Consider the following 19,658-nt stretch of genomic DNA (forward strand, 5'->3'; position numbering starts at 1 on the left):
CATACGGGATCGCATCCATGACCTTTCTCATCGCCATGGCAATTGGCATCGCCACCGCAACGACCAGAAGCATCATGGCGATTGTTGCGGTTTCGCTGGTGCTTTTGACGGCGGGGCTGGTCATGCTGGCTCTTTCGCCTGCGATGACGGCGATGGATCTGCTGACGGCGCTGATTGCCTATAATGTCGGGCTGATCGATTGCCTGATGGTCTCGCTTGCCCTGTCACAGCGCAAGATCGCCTGATCTCACGATTCGTTTGTAAACTCTACCCGTTCACGGCTGCTGCTTGATCAAAAAGATCCGCAGGCCGGACTGGCTGTCGGCTGCAAGCGGCTGAAGATAATCAGGCACCCTGTTGCGGTTCAGGTCGGCATAAAGCCCGTCGGGCTTCAAGGCGATCAACTGGCGGGTCTGCGAATCGGAAGGGCAGAAGGCGAGAAAGCCGACATGGGCGCCCACCAGAAAAGCACGGGCGTCCGGCGGGGTCGAGAGACCGATATGTAGTTCCGTCAACATGCCTGCCTGGTTGCGATGATAGGGTGCCGTCAATATCCGATGCGGGGTAAAGCGCAGGATGGAAGTGCCGCTTTCCGATGGGGCGGCAACCGTCGCTGGTGCTAAACTCGCCAATTGGACAAGAGCATTTTCAGATGAGCAATCACGGCTGGCATCCTGGGATGCCAGGCCGGAGCGAGTTTGTAGTTTTAGGCGTGCTGTTCCTTCCACAGCAAGGGTGCCTGCGATTGCCCACACGGAAGGGACCGACAGAAGAATGCTGGCGATATAGGCAAGGCTTGGGATCATGCGGGCTGGTCGCAGCATTGCACGCCCGCGCAGATCGGCAATCAGCAGCGCGAGCGGCGGGATCGGGATCAGGTTGGAAAACATTGCACCGCGCACCTGGATCAGCGCGATACCGACGCTGACAGCCAGCAAGAGCGCCAGCGCCAGATGCGCCTCCACCTGGTTTTTCCGCCAGGCCTGGGTAAGGCAGACCAGCAGCCCGAACAGGCCGACGGCGTAAAAGCCGCCAAGAGTTCCCGGTTCCTGCTGTGCCATGGCAAGGATCGAGCGAGCCTCGCCGACATTGTTCAGCCACAGCGTCACCAGCATCGGATCGAGGTTGGCGAGCGGATTGCCGAGGCATTGGGGCGCGACGATCAAGGCTGAGAAACCGACGCTGGCACCGATCACCAGCAGCAGGAACAGTCGAATACCGGCAGGGAAACGGCTGGCAAAGGCGGCAGCGGAAAACAGCAATCCGCCGCCAATCGCTGTCAGGGCGTAAAAGCCGAAGGAGAGATTGTCGCAAGTCACCGTGCGATAGGATTGCGGCGGCACGGTTGCCACAAACAGCAATGTGACCGACAGCGCCAGGCTGAGAGAATAGGCCATGGCGCAGGCCCGCATCGCTTTGCCATGCCAGGCCCAGAGCAGGGCGACGATAGCGCAGGCCGTGGCAATCAGCGGGGTGGTCTCCGCGCCGATGGCCAGCGCCAGCGCCGCCGCCGCACCAGCCAACGCAAACAGTGTCGATGAGCGTGTCCCGGAGCGGGCGTCAGACTGAGTCGCTGGCGCAGCGGTTGAAAGCACGGCGGTTAGGAAAGCGATCAGGGCGATCTGGACATTGTGATGATCGATGGCGCCGGGCAGGAAACGGTTGGATGTCAGAAGATAAAGGGCGCTCAGGCAAAGCGCCAGATGCATGGTCACCCGGCCGCCCAGCGCCCATCCGGCAGCACCGAGCGACAGCATGACCGGCACGGTCCAGAGGAGTGGCCACATGGCAAGAGCCACGACTTCGGCTGTACGCGGCACAAACCAGATGCCCGCCAGCCGGATCAAGGTGGCAATCGGCCAGTCAATCAACCGCGACCAATGCATCAGCGTTCCGGGTGCCAGACCCAGCCGATATTGCATCATGTCGAACCAGCCCTGACCGGCAAGATAATCCCGGACTTCGATCAGCCGCATGGCATCGTCATTGTCAGCGCCGACATAATCTTTGGCAAATGGCAGCGTCGTTGCGCAGATGGCGATGATGACCAGCAGGCAATAGCCCAGCATGACCGGCAGGAGGTGCTGCGCGCGCGTATGCGTAATCGTAAGGGACGGTATGGCCACGGAAGGTACAGGAGGGGAAGACTTGGACGTCATCGGTATTTCCGGTTGTTCGGGGCCTCCCGTTTCGGGGAGATGCGACCAAGATTCTTCGATTGTTCGGCTTATCCGAAACCTAGCCTTAACCTTCTCAAGAAATAGTAAAATCTCCAGGAGCCGCGTTTCGGCTGCCCGAACATGTGTATCGAGTAAGTTCATGGGCCAGACACCAGTACCGGACGTGGCGGTCCTTATTCCCTGCTATAATGAGGCCAGCACCATTGCCTCCGTGGTGCGCGGTTTCCGTACCGCCCTGCCGCAGGCGCGGGTCTATGTCTATGACAATAATTCCACCGATGGTACGGCGCTGGCCGCCATGCTGGCCGGTGCCGAGGTGTTGCAGGAACGCAGGCAGGGCAAGGGGCATGTGGTGCGCCGGATGTTTGCCGATGTTGACGCCGATGTCTATCTGATGGCCGATGGCGATGGCACCTATGCGCCGCAGGATGCGAATGCGTTGATCCATCTGCTGATGGAAGAGCGCGCCGACATGGTGGTCGCCACGCGCCGCAATGTCCACAATGATGCCGGACGCCAGGGGCATGCGCTTGGCAATCGTCTGTTTAACGGGCTCTACCGCTTTCTGTTTGGCCCGGGCTTTACCGATATCTTCTCCGGCTACCGTGCCTTTTCGCGCCGCTATGTCAAAACCTTTCCGGCTGTGTCGGCAGGCTTTGAAATCGAGACGGAAATGTCTGTTCATGCCTCACGGCTGAAATTGCCGGTGGTGGAACTGGAACTGGACTACGGACGCCGGCCAGAAGGCTCCCATTCCAAGCTATCGACCCTGCGCGACGGCGCAAAAATCCTCTGGATGTTCGCGATGTTGTCCAAGGAGACGCGGCCATTCGCGACGTTCTCGGCCCTGGCCGGGCTGGTCCTGGCGATAAGCCTCGGTTTCATGGCGCCGGTTCTGGGCGAATATTTCACCACTGGCCTCGTTTCGCGGCTGCCGACCTGGGTCCTGTCGGTGGCGCTGCTGTTGATGAGCCAGCTATTGTTTATTGCAGGGTTGATTCTGGATTCGCTGTCACGGGCGCGGGCCGAGCATTTGCGGCTTTCCTACATCGCCTTGCCCGCCTTTGTCGCTCCTGAAAACGCTGCCTTGTCAGCGGCTGATCCCGCCATCGATCCGGCTCGGTCGGCTGCGGATGCTGCATGAAAAAGCTGGTCCGTTTTGCTCTGGTTGGCAGTACGGGTTTTGCCGTGGATGCCGGGCTTTTATGGCTGCTTCTGTCTTACAGCGCTCTCGGCCCCTTGGCGGCCCGGGCCCTTGCCATTCTGGTGGCCCTGCTCGTCACATGGCGGCTTAACCGGGCCTTCACCTTCGGGGCGTCCCGGCGAAGCCTCCCCGTCGAGGGCTTTCGCTATGGCTCGGTCGGGGTGGTCTCGGCGCTGGTCAATTACGGTCTTTATGCCGGGTTGTTGATCGTCATCCCGGCACTCAATCCTTTCGCGGCGCTGGTTTTCGCATCGCTTGCCGCCATGGCGTTCAGCTTTTTCGGCTATTCGCGGTTTGTGTTTCGCCGTTGAAGCACTGAAATCGGTTGGATCAAACCGGTTCCCAACCATCCTTTTCGCTGGCCCGGTAGATCGCATCGATGAAGCGCTGGTTGGCGCGGGAGTTTTCCAGCGTCACAACATCGCTCTCCTCACCCCGCGCCGCCTTGGCAAACGCCTCAGCCTCCAGACGATATTGGCGGCTGTCGGGAAAGCGGAAGATTTGCGATTCGCTGTGGTTGCGGTTGGTCAGTTCCAGCTCTTCCGCCCCCCAGCGGTCGGCATTGAACGGTGATTTCACCTCGATAAACCCTTCATCCCCATGAAACACCATGGTCTGGCGGGCGGCCATCTGCGTGGCGATGTAAAAGCTCATCTCGAAACTGCCGAAATCGGCTTTGACGCTGGAATAGATATCGGTGCCGAATTCAGCATCGCGTTGCGTCACCGCCTGCACCCGCACCGGCTCAAGGCCCGTGACAAAGCGGGTGGTGATGGTCGGATAGACGCCGATATCCGGCAGCGCGCCGCCGCCGAGTTCCGGGATATTGCGCATATTGCCGGGGTCGCGGTTAAAGTAAGTGAAAGACCCCTGCACATGCCGCAGCTTGCCGATGGCGCCATCGGCCAGAAGGGCGCGGACCTTGTGCCAGACAGGCGCATAGGTCACCATAAAGGCTTCCGAAATCAGCACCTTGTTACGGTCGCGCGCGGCGATCAGGCTGTCGATGTCCGCCGCTTTCAGGGCAATCGGCTTTTCGCACAGCACATGCTTGCCCGCATCGGCGGCCTTGATCGTCCATTCCACATGCTGGGCGGTCGGCAGGGGAATATAGACGGCATCGATCAGGTCAGAAGCCAGCATCTCTTCATAGGAACCGAAGGCATGCGGCACGGAAAAGCGGTCAGCCATCGCCCGGGCCTTGGCAAGGTCACGGCTGGCAATGGCACTGACCACGGCCCCTTCCGCATCCTGAATGGCGGGTACGACCAGTTCACGGCCGATTTTCGCCGTCGATAAAATTCCAAACCGCAGCATGTCCTATCTCCTCCGCAAATCGTATTTCTGTAGACGACACATAACGCCTATGCCCGGATTGTGAACAGGGCTTGGTTGTTATCGGTGCAGTCCGCGTTATTTTCCTGTCGAATTTCCCTTCTCGATTTGTCATGGAGACCTATCATGCAGAAACGAAAGCTCGGCCGCTCCGGCCTCACAATCGCCCCCGTCGTGTTCGGCGGCAATGTGTTCGGCTGGACGGCGGACGAGCAAACCTCGTTTAGGCTGCTCGATGCGTTTTTCGATGCCGGCTACAATGCCATTGATACGGCGGATGTGTATTCCCGCTGGATAGACGGTCATTCCGGCGGTGAATCCGAAACCGTGATTGGCAAATGGCTGAAACAGGGACATGTCGCCCGCGACAAGGCGGTGATTGTCACCAAGGTCGGCATGGATATGGGCCAGGGCAAGCCGGCGCTTTCGGCCAAATGGATTGTCGAGGCGGTTGAAAACTCCCTGAAGCGGCTTCAGACCGATTACATTGATCTCTATCTTTCGCATACCTTTGATGCCGATACGCCGCATGAGGAAACGCTGGGTGCCTATGCCAAGCTGAAGGATGAGGGCAAGATCCGCGCCTTCGGCTGCTCGAATTTCGATGCCGCTCAATTGCAGGCATCCTTCGATGCGGCGGCCAAGGCTGGCCTGCCGCGCTATGATGTGATCCAGCCAGAATATAATCTCTATACCCGCGAGAAATTCGAGGGGTCGCTGGCAGAGCTTTGCATCCGTGAAGAGATCGGTGTCATCAGCTATTACGCGCTGGCAGCAGGCTTTCTCACCGGCAAATATCGCCAAGTGGAAGATGCGGAGGGCAAGGCGCGCTCCTACCGCGTCACCAACTATCTGAACGACAAGGGCCACCGCATCCTCGCCGCCCTGGACGCGGTCGCAGCCGAGACCGGCACGACGCCCGCCACGGTGGCCATTGCCTGGGTCGCGGCTCGCCCCGGCATTACCGCACCCATCGCCTCGGCCACCAGCCTGTCGCAGCTTGAAGCGATGGTCAGGGCTGGAACGCTTGAATTGTCTGCGGCGCAGATGCAAAGCCTGAATGAGGCCGGAGCAGACTAACGAGGCATGGCGAGCCGATAGGGCTTTGCGCGGGCAATAATTCGGCTCAATTCCGGTGCCGGAAGAAATCGACGAAGGCGCGCAGGGCCGGTCGCATCTGGCGGCGTGTGGGATAATAGATATAAAAGCCGTCAAACGGCGGGCACCAGTCTTCCAACACCCGGATCAGCCTGCCCTCACGGATATCTTTGTCTACCCGCTGGTCAAAGACAAAGGCCAGACCGACACCCTTTAGCGCCGCCAGCCGGATCAGCCGCTGGTCGGCCAGCGTCAGAACATCAGGCACATCCACGGCAATTTGCTTGCCGTGTTTTTCCAATTCCCAGCGATAGATCCGCCCGCTGGAAAAGCGGCGGCGAATGCAGCGATGCTCCATCAGGTCATGTGGGTGGACGGGCAGGGGATGCCTTTCGAAATAGCGGGGTGCGCCGATAATCGTGCCGCTGATCGGGCCACTTGCCTTGACCGCCACCATATCCGCTTCCAGATGTTCCCCAAGCCGCAATCCGGCATCAAAACCTTTTTCGACAATATCCTCGAACTGATCATTGGTGATCAGTTCGAGTTGGATATCCGGATAGAGACCAAGAAAGTCTCCAAGTCGCGGTACAATCAGGTCTTCGGCGGCCAGCGCGGGCATGGTGATCCGCAGCGGTCCGGCGGGATTGGATTTGTTTTCCGCCAGTGTTTCCAGCGCAGTGCCGATATCGGCCAGCGCTGGTGCCAGCTTTTGCAGCAACTGCCGCCCCTCTTCGGTCGGAGCGACGCTGCGGGTGGTGCGCGCCAGCAACCGCACGCCAAGGCTTGTCTCCAGCGCCGACACTGCATGGCTGACAGCGGAAGGCGCGATGCCCAGTTCTTCCGCCGCCTTCCTGAAGCTGGATGTTTCGGCCACCGTTGCCAGCACCGCCAGTTGGGATAATTGAATTCTGTTCATTGTTCTATTTGTTAGAACAGTGCCTGCGCATTTGCATCCATTATCTTTCGCGGCGAAGGCGGTATTTTTTATCTATCAAAACGATTGAGAAGGTGAAGACCATGAAAACCCGAAAACTCGGCTCCGACCTGTCCGTCTCCGCCATTGGCCTTGGTTGCATGGGGATGAGCCATGCCTATAGTCCGTCGGCTGATGAAAGCGCCTCGCTTGCAACGCTGGCGCGGGCCGTTGAGCTTGGCGTGACATTCTTCGATACGGCTGAAGTCTACGGGCCGTTCACAAATGAAATTCTGGTCGGCAAGGGGTTGAAGCCCTATCGCGACCAAGTGGTGATCGCCACCAAGTTCGGCTTCAAGATCGATGTGACGCAATCCTCACAAAATGCCATGGTCGGGCTCGATAGCCGGCCTGAACATCTGAAAGCGGTGGCCGAAGCCTCGCTGCAACGGCTTGGTGTCGATGTCATCGACCTTTTCTACCAGCACCGTGTCGATCCCGATGTGCCGATTGAAGAGACAGTCGGGGCGATGGCCGATCTGGTGAAACAGGGCAAGGTGCGCGCTCTTGGCCTGTCGGAAGCCAGCGCCGAGACCTTGCGCCGCGCCCATGCCGTCCATCCCATCGCCGCCATTCAGAGCGAATATTCCCTCTGGACCCGTGACCCGGAGGAAAACGGTGTGCTCGACACCTGCCGAGAACTGGGTATCGGCTTCGTCCCCTTCAGCCCGCTCGGTCGTGGCACATTGACCGGCGCATTGAAAAACCTCGATGGCCTCTCCGACACCGATTTCCGCCGGGGCCTGCCACGCTTTCAGCAGGAAAATTTTGACGCCAATCTGGCGCTGATCAATGCGCTGGAAGATATGGCCAAGGCAAAGGGCGCGTCAGCCGCCCAACTGGCCCTTGCCTGGGTGCTGGCACAGGGCGATTTCATTGTGCCGATCCCGGGGACAACGAAAATAGCCAATTTGGAAAAGAATATCGGGGCTGTCGATATCGCCCTGAGCGAGGAAGAGGTGAGCGCCTTGGGAGATCTCTTGTCACCGCAGAAGGTGGCTGGTGGGCGCTATCCCGAAAAAATGGCGGCGATGGCCAATAAGTAACCAAATCACATCGCCATAAAAAATCTCCCCGGCATAGGGTTTTGCCGGGGAGATGAAGACCGTAGACGGGCGGATCAGCCCTTGTAGTGCTTGCCGTGGCGCAGCGGCGGGCCATTATCCAGCGACTTTGGTGTGGACGGCGGCATATAGGCCAACTTCAGCGAGGCGAGTGTCGCTCCGAGATTGACGCCGAGTGTGCTTTCCAGCGCGATAGGCTGCAAGGCAACCGAGCCTTGGAAACCACCCATCAGCAGGTTGACCGCACCGCCAAACCCAACTGCGGCATTGGCGCTTGTGCCGCCATAGCTACCCTGCAAGGCGCCTTCCACCAGACGACCCGGCGCATAGACTGCCCAGGCCATTTTGCCGCCCTGCACATAGCCCAGGTCGATGCCGATCTTGCTGAGGGTACCCTGATAATATTCGACCGGTGCCGATGTGGTCGGCTTGAATTCGCAGGTCAGGTCGCGGCTGGAGCCGACGACCGCACTGATGCCGGGGCTCATTTCGCAGGTGAGCATGCCAACCTGCACGGCTGCATTGGCGCTCGTGGCCGCCAGCGGCACGGCAAGAGCGGCGACAAGCGCCACCGCAGACAGCTTTGCGAGCGATGATTGAGCGAGCGATGACATGAGTTTCTCCTTCATGGATAAATGCTGTGATCGAGCCTAATCGTATAATTCAGGCAGGATCGTGCTGCCGTTAGAAGTCTCACGGTAAATTTTTGTTCCCCTTTGCCATTCGTCAAGGTCATCCCTGATTTTTGACTGAGGCCCGTTTTGACTAAGGAAAGCAAAACCATGACGTCGAGTTAAAGTGTCGCGGTAATTTCAGCCCTGATCCGCGCCGCTATGGGGAAAGTGAGATAGCGGGCCTTTTGGTATGGATCGAGAGATTTGAAAGATTTGCCGATCATCTGCGCCAGCATCAACCTGTCGCCTTCGCTCGCTGTCCACTCGGCAATCATACCCGCTTCTACCACGCCGCCTTGCAGCACCCGGCAATAGGCGCCGGGTTGCGCGGCTCTCGTATAGCGTTTCGCAAAGCCGGGATCTTCCATACTGGCCGAGAATGTGGCGCAGGGAATGCGCGGCGCCGTCACTTCCAACAGCACGTCACCGATGGAAAGCCGGTCGCCGACGGCAAGGTCGCGGTTGTCGAGACCGTCGATGACCAGATTTTCGCCAAACAGGCCAGGTGTTATCCGCCGATTCAGTTGCGCCTCCCACCATTGCAAGGTCAGTGCACCTTCCAGATAAATCGCCTGATCCGGCCCGCCATGATATTTGCGGTTCAGCACCGCATCGCCGACGAGACCGTGTTCATCGACCATAATCGGACCCGACCGTGACGATTTGAAAATGCCTGTCCTGTAGCTTTTGCCGGGCAAGGTTTGTGGTTGGCCAAGACAGACGGCGAGGATTTTCATGGGGCCGTTCTCCTTCGGCGATTCCGTTTCCGATAGATATGGGCTAAGAACGCGCCATGGCAAAGCGAGTCACTGGTCCCGAAATTGAAAAACTGATCCAGCTCCTGGCGAAAGTGCCGGGGCTCGGCCCCCGCTCGGCCCGAAGAGCAGCGCTGCATCTGATCAAGAAGCGCGAGCAATTGATGGGGCCGCTGGCGCTGGCCATGGGCGAGGCCCACGCGAAGGTGAAGATCTGCTCCTGTTGCGGCAATGTCGATACGATTGATCCCTGCACTGTCTGTACCGACGAGCGGCGCGACCAATCGATGATTATCGTCGTGGAAGATGTCTCCGATCTCTGGGCGCTGGAACGGGCAGGCGCGATGAATGTCGCCTATCATGTGCTGGGCGGCACGCTGTCGCCGCTCGATGGCGTCGGGCCTGACGATCTCAACATCAAGGGCCTGATCGACCGCGTTGCAAAAGGCGGCGTGCGGGAAATCATCATCGCGGTCAATGCCACGGTGGAAGGCCAGACCACGGCCCATTACATTACCGATCATCTGGCCGGGCTGGGAGTGAAAACCACCCGGCTTGCTCATGGCGTGCCTGTCGGCGGCGAACTGGACTATCTTGACGAGGGTACGCTCTCGGCGGCGCTTCGTGCCCGCACGCTGATATAGATCGATGCTGATAATAGACATCTGACCGATAATTTCTGACCGGGAGACGACATGCCCCATTTTCGCCGCCCCCTGATGGCTGCGCTTGCAGCAGCCTTATGCTTTCTGGCGATCAAATCTGCGATGGCAGCACCATCGAAAGCGCAGGTGGAAAGCCAGTTCCAGTCCTGGATCAGCCGGGACCTCTGGCCGCAAGCCAAACAGGCTGGCATTTCGCAGGCAACCTTTACCACGGTGATGAAGACGGTGAAGCTCGACTGGTCGCTTCCCGATCTGGCGCCCCCGGGCTTCCCGCCACCGAAGCAGCGTCCGCAGAGCCAGGCGGAATTTTCCTCTCCCGGTCCCTATTTCCGCGAGGCCCACATGCAGGCGCTGGCTGCGAGCGGTCGGGCGCTGGCTGATCAATACGCCTCGACATTGAAGAAAATCGAGGCCAAATACGGCGTTCCCGGTCCGATTCTTCTGGCGCTTTGGGGCCGGGAAACCGGCTATGGCCGGGCCAAGCTGCCCTATGAAGCGGTTGATGTTCTGGCCACCAGCGCCTTCATGTCCACACGGCAAGAGCTTTTCACGCGCGAGCTGATCGATGCGCTGCATATTATCGACGGCAAGGATATTGCTGCCGACGCCATGCTGAGTTCAAGCGCGGGCGCGCTGGGCCAGCCGCAATTCATGCCCTCGAGCTTTCTGCAATATGCGGTGGATTTTGACGGGGACGGCCATCGCAATATCTGGACCTCAGTGCCGGATAGCCTGGCGTCCATGGCCAATTTCCTGGTGCAAAAAGGCTGGCAGCGCGGCCGCGACTGGGGGTTCGAAGTCACGATACCGTCCGGCGTCTCCTGCGCCCAGGAAGGGCCGGATCTGGCAAAGCCGATGTCGGCTTGGGCGGCAACCGGCATTAGCCGTATTGGCGGGAAAGCCTTTCCGAAACAGGATCTTTCCGCTGCGACCATGATGCTGGTCCCCGCCGGAACCCATGGCCCGGAATTTCTGGTGACACCGAATTTCTATGTGTTGAAGGAATATAATAATTCCGACCTGTACGCTCTGTTCATCGGCAATCTTGCCGACCGGATCGCCTATGGTTCAGGCAGCTTTTCGGCGCCATGGGGCGATGTCGGCCATATGCTGCGCTCCGACGTGCAGTCCATGCAGCAGACACTGGTCAAAAAGGGTTATGATGTCGGCAAGGCCGATGGTCTCGCAGGCTTCAAGACCCGACGGTCGCTGGGCAACTGGCAGGCGAAAAACGGGCTGAAACCGACCTGCTTTCCCGATGAGGGCCTGAAGGCGAAATTGAAGTAAGAAAATGCCGCCGAGACAGGGATCTCGGCGGCATTTCGATTTTTACATCAATGTGTCGCTGGATGTCAGACTTGCATAGCTCAAGCCATGCACCGCCAGCGTATCCCCGTTGCCGAAGTTGAACAGCACGCCGTCCTCGATCTCGCTGGCATAGGCGGCGGCATCGCTGACGGTGGCAAAGCCCATGCCGGTCAGATCGATTGTGTCTGACGAGGCCTGGAAGTCGAAAACGACATCATTGCCATAGCTGGTGTTGAACACGAACACATCGCTGCCTTCACCACCGTAGAGGGCGTCATTGCCTGTGCCACCGTCCAGCACGTCATCACTAGCCCCACCCGATAGCACGTTGGCCCCGGTGTCTCCCGTCAGCGTATCGGCATAGGCCGATCCTTCAATGTTTTCGATGCTGGTGAACACATCGCCTGTTGCGTAACCGCCGGAGACAGTTTTCGTGAGGAGATTAATGGTCACCGCTGCGGTGGAATCGCTGTAGCTTGCCGTGTCGCTTCCGTCGCCACCATCAATGGTATCACCACCGCTGCCGCCACGGATCGTATCGTTGCCGGCATAGCCATAGAGCTTATCGACGCCGCCCTGACTGACGATGACGTTGTCGGCACTATTGCCGTAACCGAGAAAATTGGTCGAGTCAGTGTGGGTGAGGTTTTCGAAATTGGTTTTCAGCGTGTAGCTGGTCAAGGTTGTTTCAACCGTGTCCGTGCCAGCGCTGGCCTCTTCGACCAAAACCGTCGTGGTGGCAATCTGGCTGACGACATAGGTATCGTCCCCTTTGCCGCCTGCAAAGGTTATTGTTGAGTTTGCGGTAAATGTGTCGTTGAAGTCTGAGCCGATAATCTTGTCGATGCCGGTCAGCGTATCATCTGCTGCCTCACCGCCCGTATTCGTGCCGGTGACGAGATTGATTTTGATGGCGGCTAACGAACTGGCGTAGCTTGCCGTGTCAGTACCAGCGCCACCGCTCAGCGTGTCGGCACCCTCGCCACCTACGAAGGTGTCATCGCCATCACTGCCGGTCAGCGTGTCGGCACCTTCGCCACCTACCAAGGTGTCATTACCAATACCACCGTCCAGTTTATCGGCACCCTCGCCACCTTCCAAGGTGTCATCGCCATTCCCACCGGTCAGCGTATCGGCTCCTTTACCACCTGCCAGCGTATCATTGCCATCGCCACCTTTGAGAACGTTGTTGTTGTCATTACCCGTCAGCGTGTCGGCATTGCTGGTGCCCGTGAGGTTTTCGATGCTGGTGAATGTATCGCCAGCGGCGTCTCCACCGAATGTTACCCCGGTTTTGAGATTGACATTGACCGCTGCACTTCCCTCATAGCTTGCCGTGTCGGAACCGTCGCCGCCGTTCAGGATGTCGGCACCCGCCTTGCCGATCAGCGTATCGTTGCCAGCACCACCGATGATCGTGTTATCCTGTGTGTTGCCGGTGCCGGTAAAGTAGCCAGCTCCTATGTATTCCAGCGTTTCGACATAATCCGGCAGCGTGTAGTTCACGGAGGCTCGGACCGTGTCACTGCCCGCACCAGTGCTTTCGGAGACGATGACGTTGCCGCTGCCCACGACATAGGTGTCATCTCCTTTGCCGCCTGCCAGGGTGATGGTGCTTGATGTGGTAAATGTGTCGTTGAAGTCAGAGCCGATAATCTTGTCGATGCCGCTCAGCGTATCATCTGCGGCATCACCGCCCGTATTCGTGCCGGTGACGAGATTGATTTTGATAGCGGCTAACGAACTGGCGTAGCTTGCCGTGTCAGTACCAATACCACCGTTCAATGTATCGGCTCCCTCGCCGCCTACCAAGCTGTCATCGCCATCACCGCCGTTCAGCGTGTCTGCTCCGTTGCCGCCTGCCAGCGTGTCATTGCCGCCACCACCGTTGAGAACGTTGTTGTTGTCATCCCCCGTCATCGTGTCGGCATTGTTGGTGCCTGTGAGATTTTCGATGCTGGTGAATGTATCGCCAGCGGCGTCTCCACCGGATGTTACACCGGTTTTGAGATTGACATTGACTGCTGCACTTCCTTCATAACTCGCCGTGTCGGTACCGTCGCCGCCGTTCAGGATGTCGGCACCAGCCTTGCCGATTAGCGTATCGTTGCCAGCACCACCGATGATCGTGTTATCCTGCGCGCTGCCGGTACCGGTAAAGTCGCCAACTCCTATGTATTCCAGCGTTTCGACATAGTTCGACAGCGTGTAGTTCACCGAGGCCCGGACCGTGTCACTGCCCGCACCTGTGCTTTCGGAGACGGAGACGTTGCTGTTGCCCACGACATAGGTATCGTCCCCTTTGCCGCCTGCCAAGGTAATCTCGGAATTCGAGGTGAATGTGTCGTTGAAGTCTGAGCCGATAATCTTGTCGATACTGCTCAGCGTATCACCTGCTGCCTCACCGCCCGTATTCGTGCCGGTGACGAGATTGATTTGGATAGCGGCTAACGAACTGGCGTAGCTTGCCGTGTTAGTTCCAGCGCCACCGCTCAGCGTGTCTGCTCCCTCGCCACCTATCAAGGTGTCATCGCCATCACTGCCGGTCAGCGTGTCGGCACCTTCGCCACCGACCAAGGTGTCAGTACCAATACCACCGCTCAGCGTATCGGCACCCTCGCCACCTTCCAAGGTGTCAGCACCATTCCCACCGTTCAGCGTGTCTGCTCCGTTGCCGCCTGCCAGCGTATCATTGCCATCGCCACCGTTGAGAACGTTGTTGTTGTCATCCCCCGTCAGCGTGTCGGCACTGCTGGTGCCTGTGAGGTTTTCGATGCTGGTGAATGTATCGCCAGCGGCGTCTCCACCGAATGTTACCCCGGTTTTGAGATTGACATTGACCGCTGCACTTCCCTCATAGCTTGCCGTGTCGGAACCGTCGCCGCCGTTCAGGATGTCGGCACCAGCCTTGCCGATTAGCGTATCGTTGCCAGCACCACCGATGATCGTGTTATCCTGCGCGCTGCCGGTACCGGTAAAGTCGCCAACTCCTATGTATTCCAGCGTTTCGACATAGTTCGACAGCGTGTAGTTCACCGAGGCCCGGACCGTGTCACTGCCCGCACCAGTGCTTTCGGAGATGGTGACGTTGCTGCTGCCCACGACATAGGTGTCATCTCCTTTGCCGCCTGCCAGGGTGATGGTGCTTGATGCGGTGAATGTGTCGTTGAAGTCAGAGCCGATAATCTTGTCGATGCCGCTCAGCGTATCACCTGCGGCATCACCGCCCGTATTCGTGCCGGTGACGAGATTGATTTTGATAGCGTCTGACGAACTGGCGTAGCTTGCCGTATCAGTACCAGCGCCACCGCTCAGCGTATCGGCTCCCTCGCCACCGTCTAGCGTATCGTTACCATCGCTACCGTTTAATATGTCGTCGCCAGCTAGGCCCGAAATTGTATCTGCCGCTGTTGTTCCGTTTAAAGTATTATTTCCAGAATCGCCCGTTAAAGTCGCCATGTGATATACCCCTGATTGCACCCTGATTTATAAATTGCACATCAAAATATAATCGCATAGAGGGAATTTTTTCGTCTAATTTAGTAAAGTAAAATCCTAGGTTGTTGCCTCGCATGGCGCCGGCTTGGCAAATCTTGTCTATTGCCAGCCGGGCGTCAAAACCAGGGTTATCGAACTGTTGCAGGCGAGTTGCATCAATGCCTGCTATGCAAGAGTTTGTCAGGCGAAAGGGCTGGATTATACGGCAATCATCAATCCTGACAGGCCCGGGCAGGACGCGGATGGGACGCTGAAAGAGATCAGATGAGAAACAACATGTGGCAGATCGTTGATCTTGCCCTGCTGGAAAAAGTCTTGATTGAATGATCGGCCAATGAAATCAAATTGACGCAGGAGCTTGTAGCCGGGATGAAAGCATCCCGGCTACAAGTCGATTTTTACATCAATGTGTCGCTGGATGTCAGGCTTGCATAGCTCAGGCCATGCACCGTCAGCGTATCGCCGTTGCCGAAGTTGAACAGCACGCCGTCCTCAATCTCGCTGGCATAGGCGGCGGCGTCGCTGACGGTGGCAAATCCCATGCCGGTCAGATCGATTGTGTCCGACGAGGCCTGGAAGTCGAAAACGACATCATTGCCATAGCTGGCGTTGAACACGAACACATCGCTGCCTTCACCACCGTAGAGGGCGTCATTGCCGGTGCTGCCATCCAGCACGTCATCGCCAGCACCGCCGGTCAACACATTGTCGGCGCTGTTGCCGGAGCCGGTGAAGTTGGCCGTGCCGGTATAGGTGAGGTTTTCGAGATTGTCGCCCAGCGTATAGCTGGCACTGCTGGTCTTGACGAGATCGGTCCCGGCATCGGCATTTTCTGCAATAGTGCTTGCCGAACTGCCGATGTCATAGGTGTCATCGCCAAGGCCGCCCAGCAGGGTGTTTACGGTTTTGGTCGTGAGCGTATCGCTATAGTCTGACCCGACAACGACCTCAATGCTGCTATACTGGTCGCCCTCGGCGTAACCTCCGCTGCCGACATTCGTCACCAGGTTGACGGACACGCCTGCTGTGGAGAGTGCATAGCTTGCGGTATCTGTCCCCGTGCCGCCATTGATTTTCTCGGCGCCTGAGCCCGCCAACACAGTGTCATTGCCTGCACCGACATTATACTCGGCAGCATAGGTGCTGCCGGTATAGGTGTCACCATAAGCGCTGCCGGTGAAGGCCTCGATCCCGGTAAATGTATCGCCCGCCGCATAACCGGAGCCGGTTCCTGTCGTCAGATCCAGCACCACCGCCGATGTGGCGGCAGAGTAGTTGAGCGTATCGTAATTTCCCGCACCGCCATCGAGGACATCGGCGCCCTCTCCACCGTTCAGGACGTCATTGCCACCGCCACCGATCAGAATATCATCGCCAGCGCCGCCCGTTAACATTTCCGCTACGCTGCTTCCAATCAGCGTGTCGTTGAAACTGGAGCCGATGACGCGTTCGATGCCGCTGAGTTTATCACCTTGCGCGTCGCCACCTGTTGCTGTCCCAGTGCTGAGATCAACCTTGACCGCCGCCGACGAGGCCTCATAGGTGATCTTGTCTTGGCCAGCGCCGCCATTCAGCGTGTCAGCACCCGCGCCGCCGATCAGTATGTCATCGCCAGCCCCACCCGATAGCACGTTAGCGCCGGTGTCTCCCGTCAGCGTATCGGCATAGGCCGATCCTTCAACGTTTTCGATGCTGGTGAATACATCGCCTGTGGCGTAACCGCCGGAGACAGTTTTCGTGAGGAGATTAATGGTCACCGCTGCGATGGAATCGCTGTAGCTTGCGGTATCGCTTCCGTCGCCACCGTCAATGGTATCGCCACCGCTGCCGCCATGGATCGTATCGTTGCCAGCATAGCCATAGAGCTTATCGACGCCGCCCTGACTGACGATAACATTGTCGGCACTATTGCCGTAACCGAGAAAATTGGTCGAGTCGGTGTGGGTGAGGTTTTCGAAATTGGTTTTCAGCGTGTAGCTGGTCAAGGTTGTTTCAACCGTGTCCGTGCCAGCGCTGGCCTCTTCGACTAGAACCGTCGTACTGGCACCTTGGCTGACGACATAGGTGTCATTGCCACCGCCACCCGAAAGCGTTCCTGTTGATGCCGACGTGAACCGATCATCATATTGAGACCCGATCACGCCTTCGATGCTGCTCAGTGTGTCATCTGCGGCATCACCGCCCGTATGCGTGCCGGTGACGAGATTGATCTGGATGGCTGCAAAGGAATCGGCGTAGTTTGCCGTGTCACTGCCATCGCCGCCGTTCAGCGTATCGGCTCCTTTGCCGCCTGCCAAGGTGTCATTGCCACCACCACCGTTGAGAACGTTGTTGCTGTCATTGCCCGTCAGCGTGTCGGCATTGCTCGATCCCGTCAGGTTCTCGACGCTGGAGAATGTATCGCCTTCCGCTTCGCCGCCGGTCGCCAAGTTGGTCTTGAGGTTGACATTGACCGCCGCACTTCCAGCATAGCTCGCCGTATCGGAGCCCGACCCGCCCACGAGGGTGTCTGCCCCAGCCTTGCCAATCAGCGTATCGTTACCGGAGCCACCGGTGATGTTGTTGTTCAGGGCGTTACCCGTACCGGTGAAGTTATTGGAGCCGGTGTATACGAGATTCTCCAAATTGTTCGAGAGTGTGTAATCCATTGATGTACGGACAGTATCGCTGCCCTCATCTGCTGCCTCGGAGATGGTGACACTGGTGCTGCCAACGACATAGGTGTCATCTCCTTCGCCGCCTGCGAAGGTTAGTGTTGAGTTTGCCGTGAATGTGTCGTTAAAGTCAGAGCCGGCGATTTTTTCAATTGTTGTGAATGTGTCGCCTTCGGCATCGCCACCAGTGTGGACACCCGTGACGAGATTGATCTTTACAGCGGTTGCGGCGGAAGCATAGCTGACGGTGTCGGAGTCGTCTCCGCCAACGAAGCTGTCGGCACCCGCGCCACCGATCAATATATCGGCGCCCTTGCCGCCCGTGATGACATTGTCTTGGTCATCTCCCGTCAGCGTGTCGTTATAATTTGACCCTGTCAGGTTCTCGATACTGTCGAACGTATCGCCATTCGCGTCTCCGGTCGCATCGATACTGCTGGCCAGACTGACCGAAACGCCCTTTCCACTTCCGGAATAGCTTGCCGTGTCGGAACCCAATCCACCTTCTAGCTTATCGGCTCCACCATTGCCGATCAGCGTATCGTCACCGGCACCGCCAACGATGGTATTGTCCTGATCGTTTCCAGTGCCGGTAAAGCTTGTGGTTCCCACATATTTCAATTTCTCAACGTCGTTGGAAAGGGTGTAGTTAATGGTTGTCTCGACTGTATCATAGCCCTGACCGGCTGTTTCAACGACTGTGATCACGCCGTTGTTGAGAGCGCTGTAGATGACATAGGTGTCATCGCCGAGACCGCCCGTCAATTTTCCGGCGACGGCGGATGCGATGGTGTCATCGTAATCGGAGCCGGTGATGTTTTCGATGGCGGAAAAGGTGTCTCCCTCTGCATCGCCGCCTGTACCAATAGAATCGGCATATAGTCGAGCCAGATAGATGTTTACAGCGGTTGCGGCGGAAGCATAGCTGACGGTGTCGGAGTCGTCTCCGCCAACGAAGCTGTCGGCACCCGCGCCACCGATCAATGTATCGGCGCCCTTGCCGCCTGTGATGATATTGTCTTGGTCATCTCCCGTCAGCGTGTCGTTATAATTTGACCCTGTCAGGTTCTCGATACTGTCGAACGTATCGCCATTCGCGTCTCCGGTCGCATCGATACTGCTGGCCAGACTGACCGAAACGCCCTTTCCACTTCCGGAATAGCTTGCCGTGTCGGAACCCAATCCACCTTCTAGCTTATCGGCTCCACCATTGCCGATCAGCGTATCGTCACCGGCACCGCCAACGATGGTATTGTCCTGATCGTTTCCAGTGCCGGTAAAGCTTGTGGTTCCCACATATTTCAATTTCTCAACGTCGTTGGAAAGGGTGTAGTTAATGGTTGTCTCGACTGTATCATAGCCCTGACCGGCTGTTTCAACGACTGTGATCACGCCGTTGTTGAGAGCGCTGTAGATGACATAGGTGTCATCGCCGAGACCGCCCGTCAATTTTCCGGCGACGGCGGATGCGATGGTGTCATCGTAATCGGAGCCGGTGATGTTTTCGATGGCGGAAAAGGTGTCTCCCTCTGCATCGCCGCCTGTACCAATAGAATCGGCATATAGTCGAGCCAGATAGATGTTTACAGCGGTTGCGGCGGAAGCATAGCTGACGGTGTCGGAGTCGTCTCCGCCAACGAAGCTGTCGGCACCCGCGCCACCGATCAATGTATCGGCACCATCGTCGCCTGTGATGATATTGTCTTGGTCATCTCCCGTCAGCGTGTCGGCATAGCCCGACCCTGTCAGGTTCTCGATACTGTCGAACGTATCGCCAACGGCGTCTCCGGTCGCACCGACACTGCTGGCCAGACTGACCGAAACGCCCTTTCCACTTCTGTAATAGCTTGCCGTGTCGGAACCCAATCCACCTTTCAGAACGTCGGCACCTGCCCCACCGATCAGTGTATCATCACCACTGTCACCATTCAGGGTATCCGCCCCTGCGCCACCATTTAGCGTATCTTTGCCATCGCCACCGTTTAATATGTCGTCGCCAGCCAGACCTGAAAGTGTATCTGCCGCTGAAGTTCCGTTTAAAGTGTCGTTTGCTGAAGTACCCGATAAAGTTGCCATTTAATCTACCCCTGATTGCCTCTAAGGATATAGTTGACATATCAAAATATAATCGCATAGAGGGATTTTTATTGTCTAATTTAGTAAAATACAATCAAAAGATGAAGGCAACGCTTGTAGTATCGTACATGCAATAGTTTGGCCCAAAAATGCTAGAGTAATGTCGAGTGG

15 protein-coding genes are annotated in these 19,658 nt (G+C 57.6%); 8 read left to right on the plus strand and 7 right to left on the minus strand.

Annotated features, from left to right (window positions below; all coding sequences use genetic code 11):
- Positions 1 to 17: 17 nt before the first annotated feature.
- Positions 18 to 245 carry a hypothetical protein gene (locus tag AVCG78_RS16315; RefSeq protein WP_143245006.1) on the plus strand — a complete coding sequence of 76 codons (228 nt, stop codon included), beginning with the start codon at positions 18 to 20 and terminating at the stop codon, positions 243 to 245.
- Between the two features lie 30 nt (positions 246 to 275).
- Here the strand turns inward: AVCG78_RS16315 and AVCG78_RS16320 are convergent, their stop codons facing one another.
- The gene (locus AVCG78_RS16320; protein ID WP_071202346.1) at positions 276 to 2,159 is read right to left on the minus strand and encodes a hypothetical protein; all 1,884 of its coding nucleotides are present in this window, start codon (positions 2,157 to 2,159) and stop codon (positions 276 to 278) included.
- Between the two features lie 160 nt (positions 2,160 to 2,319).
- Between AVCG78_RS16320 and AVCG78_RS16325 the strand changes: the two genes are divergently transcribed.
- Together AVCG78_RS16325 and AVCG78_RS16330 are read left to right on the plus strand one after the other, a co-directional pair.
- Positions 2,320 to 3,324, plus strand: coding sequence for a glycosyltransferase (locus AVCG78_RS16325; protein WP_071202347.1), 1,005 nt, complete (start codon positions 2,320 to 2,322; stop codon positions 3,322 to 3,324).
- Positions 3,321 to 3,695: a GtrA family protein gene (locus AVCG78_RS16330; protein ID WP_071202348.1), complete on the plus strand. Its 375-nt coding sequence runs from the start codon at positions 3,321 to 3,323 to the stop codon at positions 3,693 to 3,695. Before AVCG78_RS16325 ends, AVCG78_RS16330 begins: the two co-directional genes overlap by 4 nt.
- A 19-nt stretch (positions 3,696 to 3,714) precedes the next feature.
- Here AVCG78_RS16330 and AVCG78_RS16335 read toward each other — a convergent pair whose 3' ends face one another.
- Positions 3,715 to 4,701, minus strand: a complete 987-nt coding sequence (locus AVCG78_RS16335; protein WP_071202349.1) for a Gfo/Idh/MocA family protein — start codon at positions 4,699 to 4,701, stop codon at positions 3,715 to 3,717.
- Between the two features lie 144 nt (positions 4,702 to 4,845).
- On the opposite strand from AVCG78_RS16335, the gene AVCG78_RS16340 reads away from it, so the two are divergent.
- Positions 4,846 to 5,799: an aldo/keto reductase gene (locus AVCG78_RS16340; protein WP_071202350.1), complete on the plus strand. Its 954-nt coding sequence runs from the start codon at positions 4,846 to 4,848 to the stop codon at positions 5,797 to 5,799.
- Between the two features lie 46 nt (positions 5,800 to 5,845).
- Here the strand turns inward: AVCG78_RS16340 and AVCG78_RS16345 are convergent, their stop codons facing one another.
- Positions 5,846 to 6,736, minus strand: a complete 891-nt coding sequence (locus AVCG78_RS16345) for a LysR family transcriptional regulator (protein WP_071202351.1) — start codon at positions 6,734 to 6,736, stop codon at positions 5,846 to 5,848.
- Positions 6,737 to 6,837: 101 nt separating this feature from the next.
- Between AVCG78_RS16345 and AVCG78_RS16350 the strand changes: the two genes are divergently transcribed.
- Complete coding sequence (locus AVCG78_RS16350; protein WP_071202352.1) at positions 6,838 to 7,839, plus strand: aldo/keto reductase; 1,002 nt, start codon at positions 6,838 to 6,840, stop codon at positions 7,837 to 7,839.
- A 74-nt stretch (positions 7,840 to 7,913) separates the two neighbouring features.
- Here AVCG78_RS16350 and AVCG78_RS16355 read toward each other — a convergent pair whose 3' ends face one another.
- Both AVCG78_RS16355 and AVCG78_RS16360 read right to left on the minus strand, forming a co-directional pair.
- Entirely contained in the window at positions 7,914 to 8,471 is a 558-nt protein-coding gene (locus AVCG78_RS16355; RefSeq protein WP_071202353.1) for a DUF992 domain-containing protein, read from the minus strand.
- Positions 8,472 to 8,650: 179 nt separating this feature from the next.
- Positions 8,651 to 9,268: an MOSC domain-containing protein gene (locus AVCG78_RS16360; RefSeq protein WP_071202354.1), complete on the minus strand. Its 618-nt coding sequence runs from the start codon at positions 9,266 to 9,268 to the stop codon at positions 8,651 to 8,653.
- A 56-nt stretch (positions 9,269 to 9,324) separates the two neighbouring features.
- Between AVCG78_RS16360 and recR the strand changes: the two genes are divergently transcribed.
- Both recR and AVCG78_RS16370 read left to right on the plus strand, forming a co-directional pair.
- Positions 9,325 to 9,930 carry a recombination mediator RecR gene (gene recR / locus AVCG78_RS16365; RefSeq protein ID WP_012654622.1) on the plus strand — a complete coding sequence of 202 codons (606 nt, stop codon included), beginning with the start codon at positions 9,325 to 9,327 and terminating at the stop codon, positions 9,928 to 9,930.
- 51 nt (positions 9,931 to 9,981) lie between these two features.
- Positions 9,982 to 11,238 carry a lytic murein transglycosylase gene (locus AVCG78_RS16370; protein ID WP_071202355.1) on the plus strand — a complete coding sequence of 419 codons (1,257 nt, stop codon included), beginning with the start codon at positions 9,982 to 9,984 and terminating at the stop codon, positions 11,236 to 11,238.
- Between the two features lie 42 nt (positions 11,239 to 11,280).
- Here AVCG78_RS16370 and AVCG78_RS16375 read toward each other — a convergent pair whose 3' ends face one another.
- The gene (locus AVCG78_RS16375) at positions 11,281 to 14,718 is read right to left on the minus strand and encodes a beta strand repeat-containing protein (protein ID WP_071206336.1); all 3,438 of its coding nucleotides are present in this window, start codon (positions 14,716 to 14,718) and stop codon (positions 11,281 to 11,283) included.
- Positions 14,719 to 14,842: 124 nt separating this feature from the next.
- On the opposite strand from AVCG78_RS16375, the gene AVCG78_RS16380 reads away from it, so the two are divergent.
- Positions 14,843 to 15,025: a glycosyltransferase family 61 protein gene (locus tag AVCG78_RS16380; protein ID WP_071204239.1), complete on the plus strand. Its 183-nt coding sequence runs from the start codon at positions 14,843 to 14,845 to the stop codon at positions 15,023 to 15,025.
- A 130-nt stretch (positions 15,026 to 15,155) separates the two neighbouring features.
- Here AVCG78_RS16380 and AVCG78_RS16385 read toward each other — a convergent pair whose 3' ends face one another.
- A complete protein-coding gene (locus tag AVCG78_RS16385) occupies positions 15,156 to 19,487 on the minus strand; it encodes a beta strand repeat-containing protein (protein WP_071202357.1) in 4,332 nt (1,443 codons plus the stop codon).
- Positions 19,488 to 19,658 lie beyond the last annotated feature (171 nt).

Origin of the sequence: Gillisella vitis (genome assembly GCF_021559775.1) — a bacterium.
Classification (GTDB): Bacteria; Pseudomonadota; Alphaproteobacteria; order Rhizobiales; family Rhizobiaceae; genus Allorhizobium; species Allorhizobium ampelinum.

Bases quoted from the DNA above. Each gene is read 5' to 3' on its own strand.
- AVCG78_RS16315 (WP_143245006.1), top strand. From the start codon at position 18: ATGACCTTTCTCATCGCCATGGCAATTGGCATCGCCACCGCAACGACC.
- AVCG78_RS16320 (WP_071202346.1), bottom strand. From the start codon at position 2,159: ATGACGTCCAAGTCTTCCCCTCCTGTACCTTCCGTGGCCATACCGTCC.
- AVCG78_RS16325 (WP_071202347.1), top strand. From the start codon at position 2,320: ATGGGCCAGACACCAGTACCGGACGTGGCGGTCCTTATTCCCTGCTAT.
- AVCG78_RS16330 (WP_071202348.1), top strand. From the start codon at position 3,321: ATGAAAAAGCTGGTCCGTTTTGCTCTGGTTGGCAGTACGGGTTTTGCC.
- AVCG78_RS16335 (WP_071202349.1), bottom strand. From the start codon at position 4,701: ATGCTGCGGTTTGGAATTTTATCGACGGCGAAAATCGGCCGTGAACTG.
- AVCG78_RS16340 (WP_071202350.1), top strand. From the start codon at position 4,846: ATGCAGAAACGAAAGCTCGGCCGCTCCGGCCTCACAATCGCCCCCGTC.
- AVCG78_RS16345 (WP_071202351.1), bottom strand. From the start codon at position 6,736: ATGAACAGAATTCAATTATCCCAACTGGCGGTGCTGGCAACGGTGGCC.
- AVCG78_RS16350 (WP_071202352.1), top strand. From the start codon at position 6,838: ATGAAAACCCGAAAACTCGGCTCCGACCTGTCCGTCTCCGCCATTGGC.
- AVCG78_RS16355 (WP_071202353.1), bottom strand. From the start codon at position 8,471: ATGTCATCGCTCGCTCAATCATCGCTCGCAAAGCTGTCTGCGGTGGCG.
- AVCG78_RS16360 (WP_071202354.1), bottom strand. From the start codon at position 9,268: ATGAAAATCCTCGCCGTCTGTCTTGGCCAACCACAAACCTTGCCCGGC.
- recR (WP_012654622.1), top strand. From the start codon at position 9,325: ATGGCAAAGCGAGTCACTGGTCCCGAAATTGAAAAACTGATCCAGCTC.
- AVCG78_RS16370 (WP_071202355.1), top strand. From the start codon at position 9,982: ATGCCCCATTTTCGCCGCCCCCTGATGGCTGCGCTTGCAGCAGCCTTA.
- AVCG78_RS16375 (WP_071206336.1), bottom strand. From the start codon at position 14,718: ATGGCGACTTTAACGGGCGATTCTGGAAATAATACTTTAAACGGAACA.
- AVCG78_RS16385 (WP_071202357.1), bottom strand. From the start codon at position 19,487: ATGGCAACTTTATCGGGTACTTCAGCAAACGACACTTTAAACGGAACT.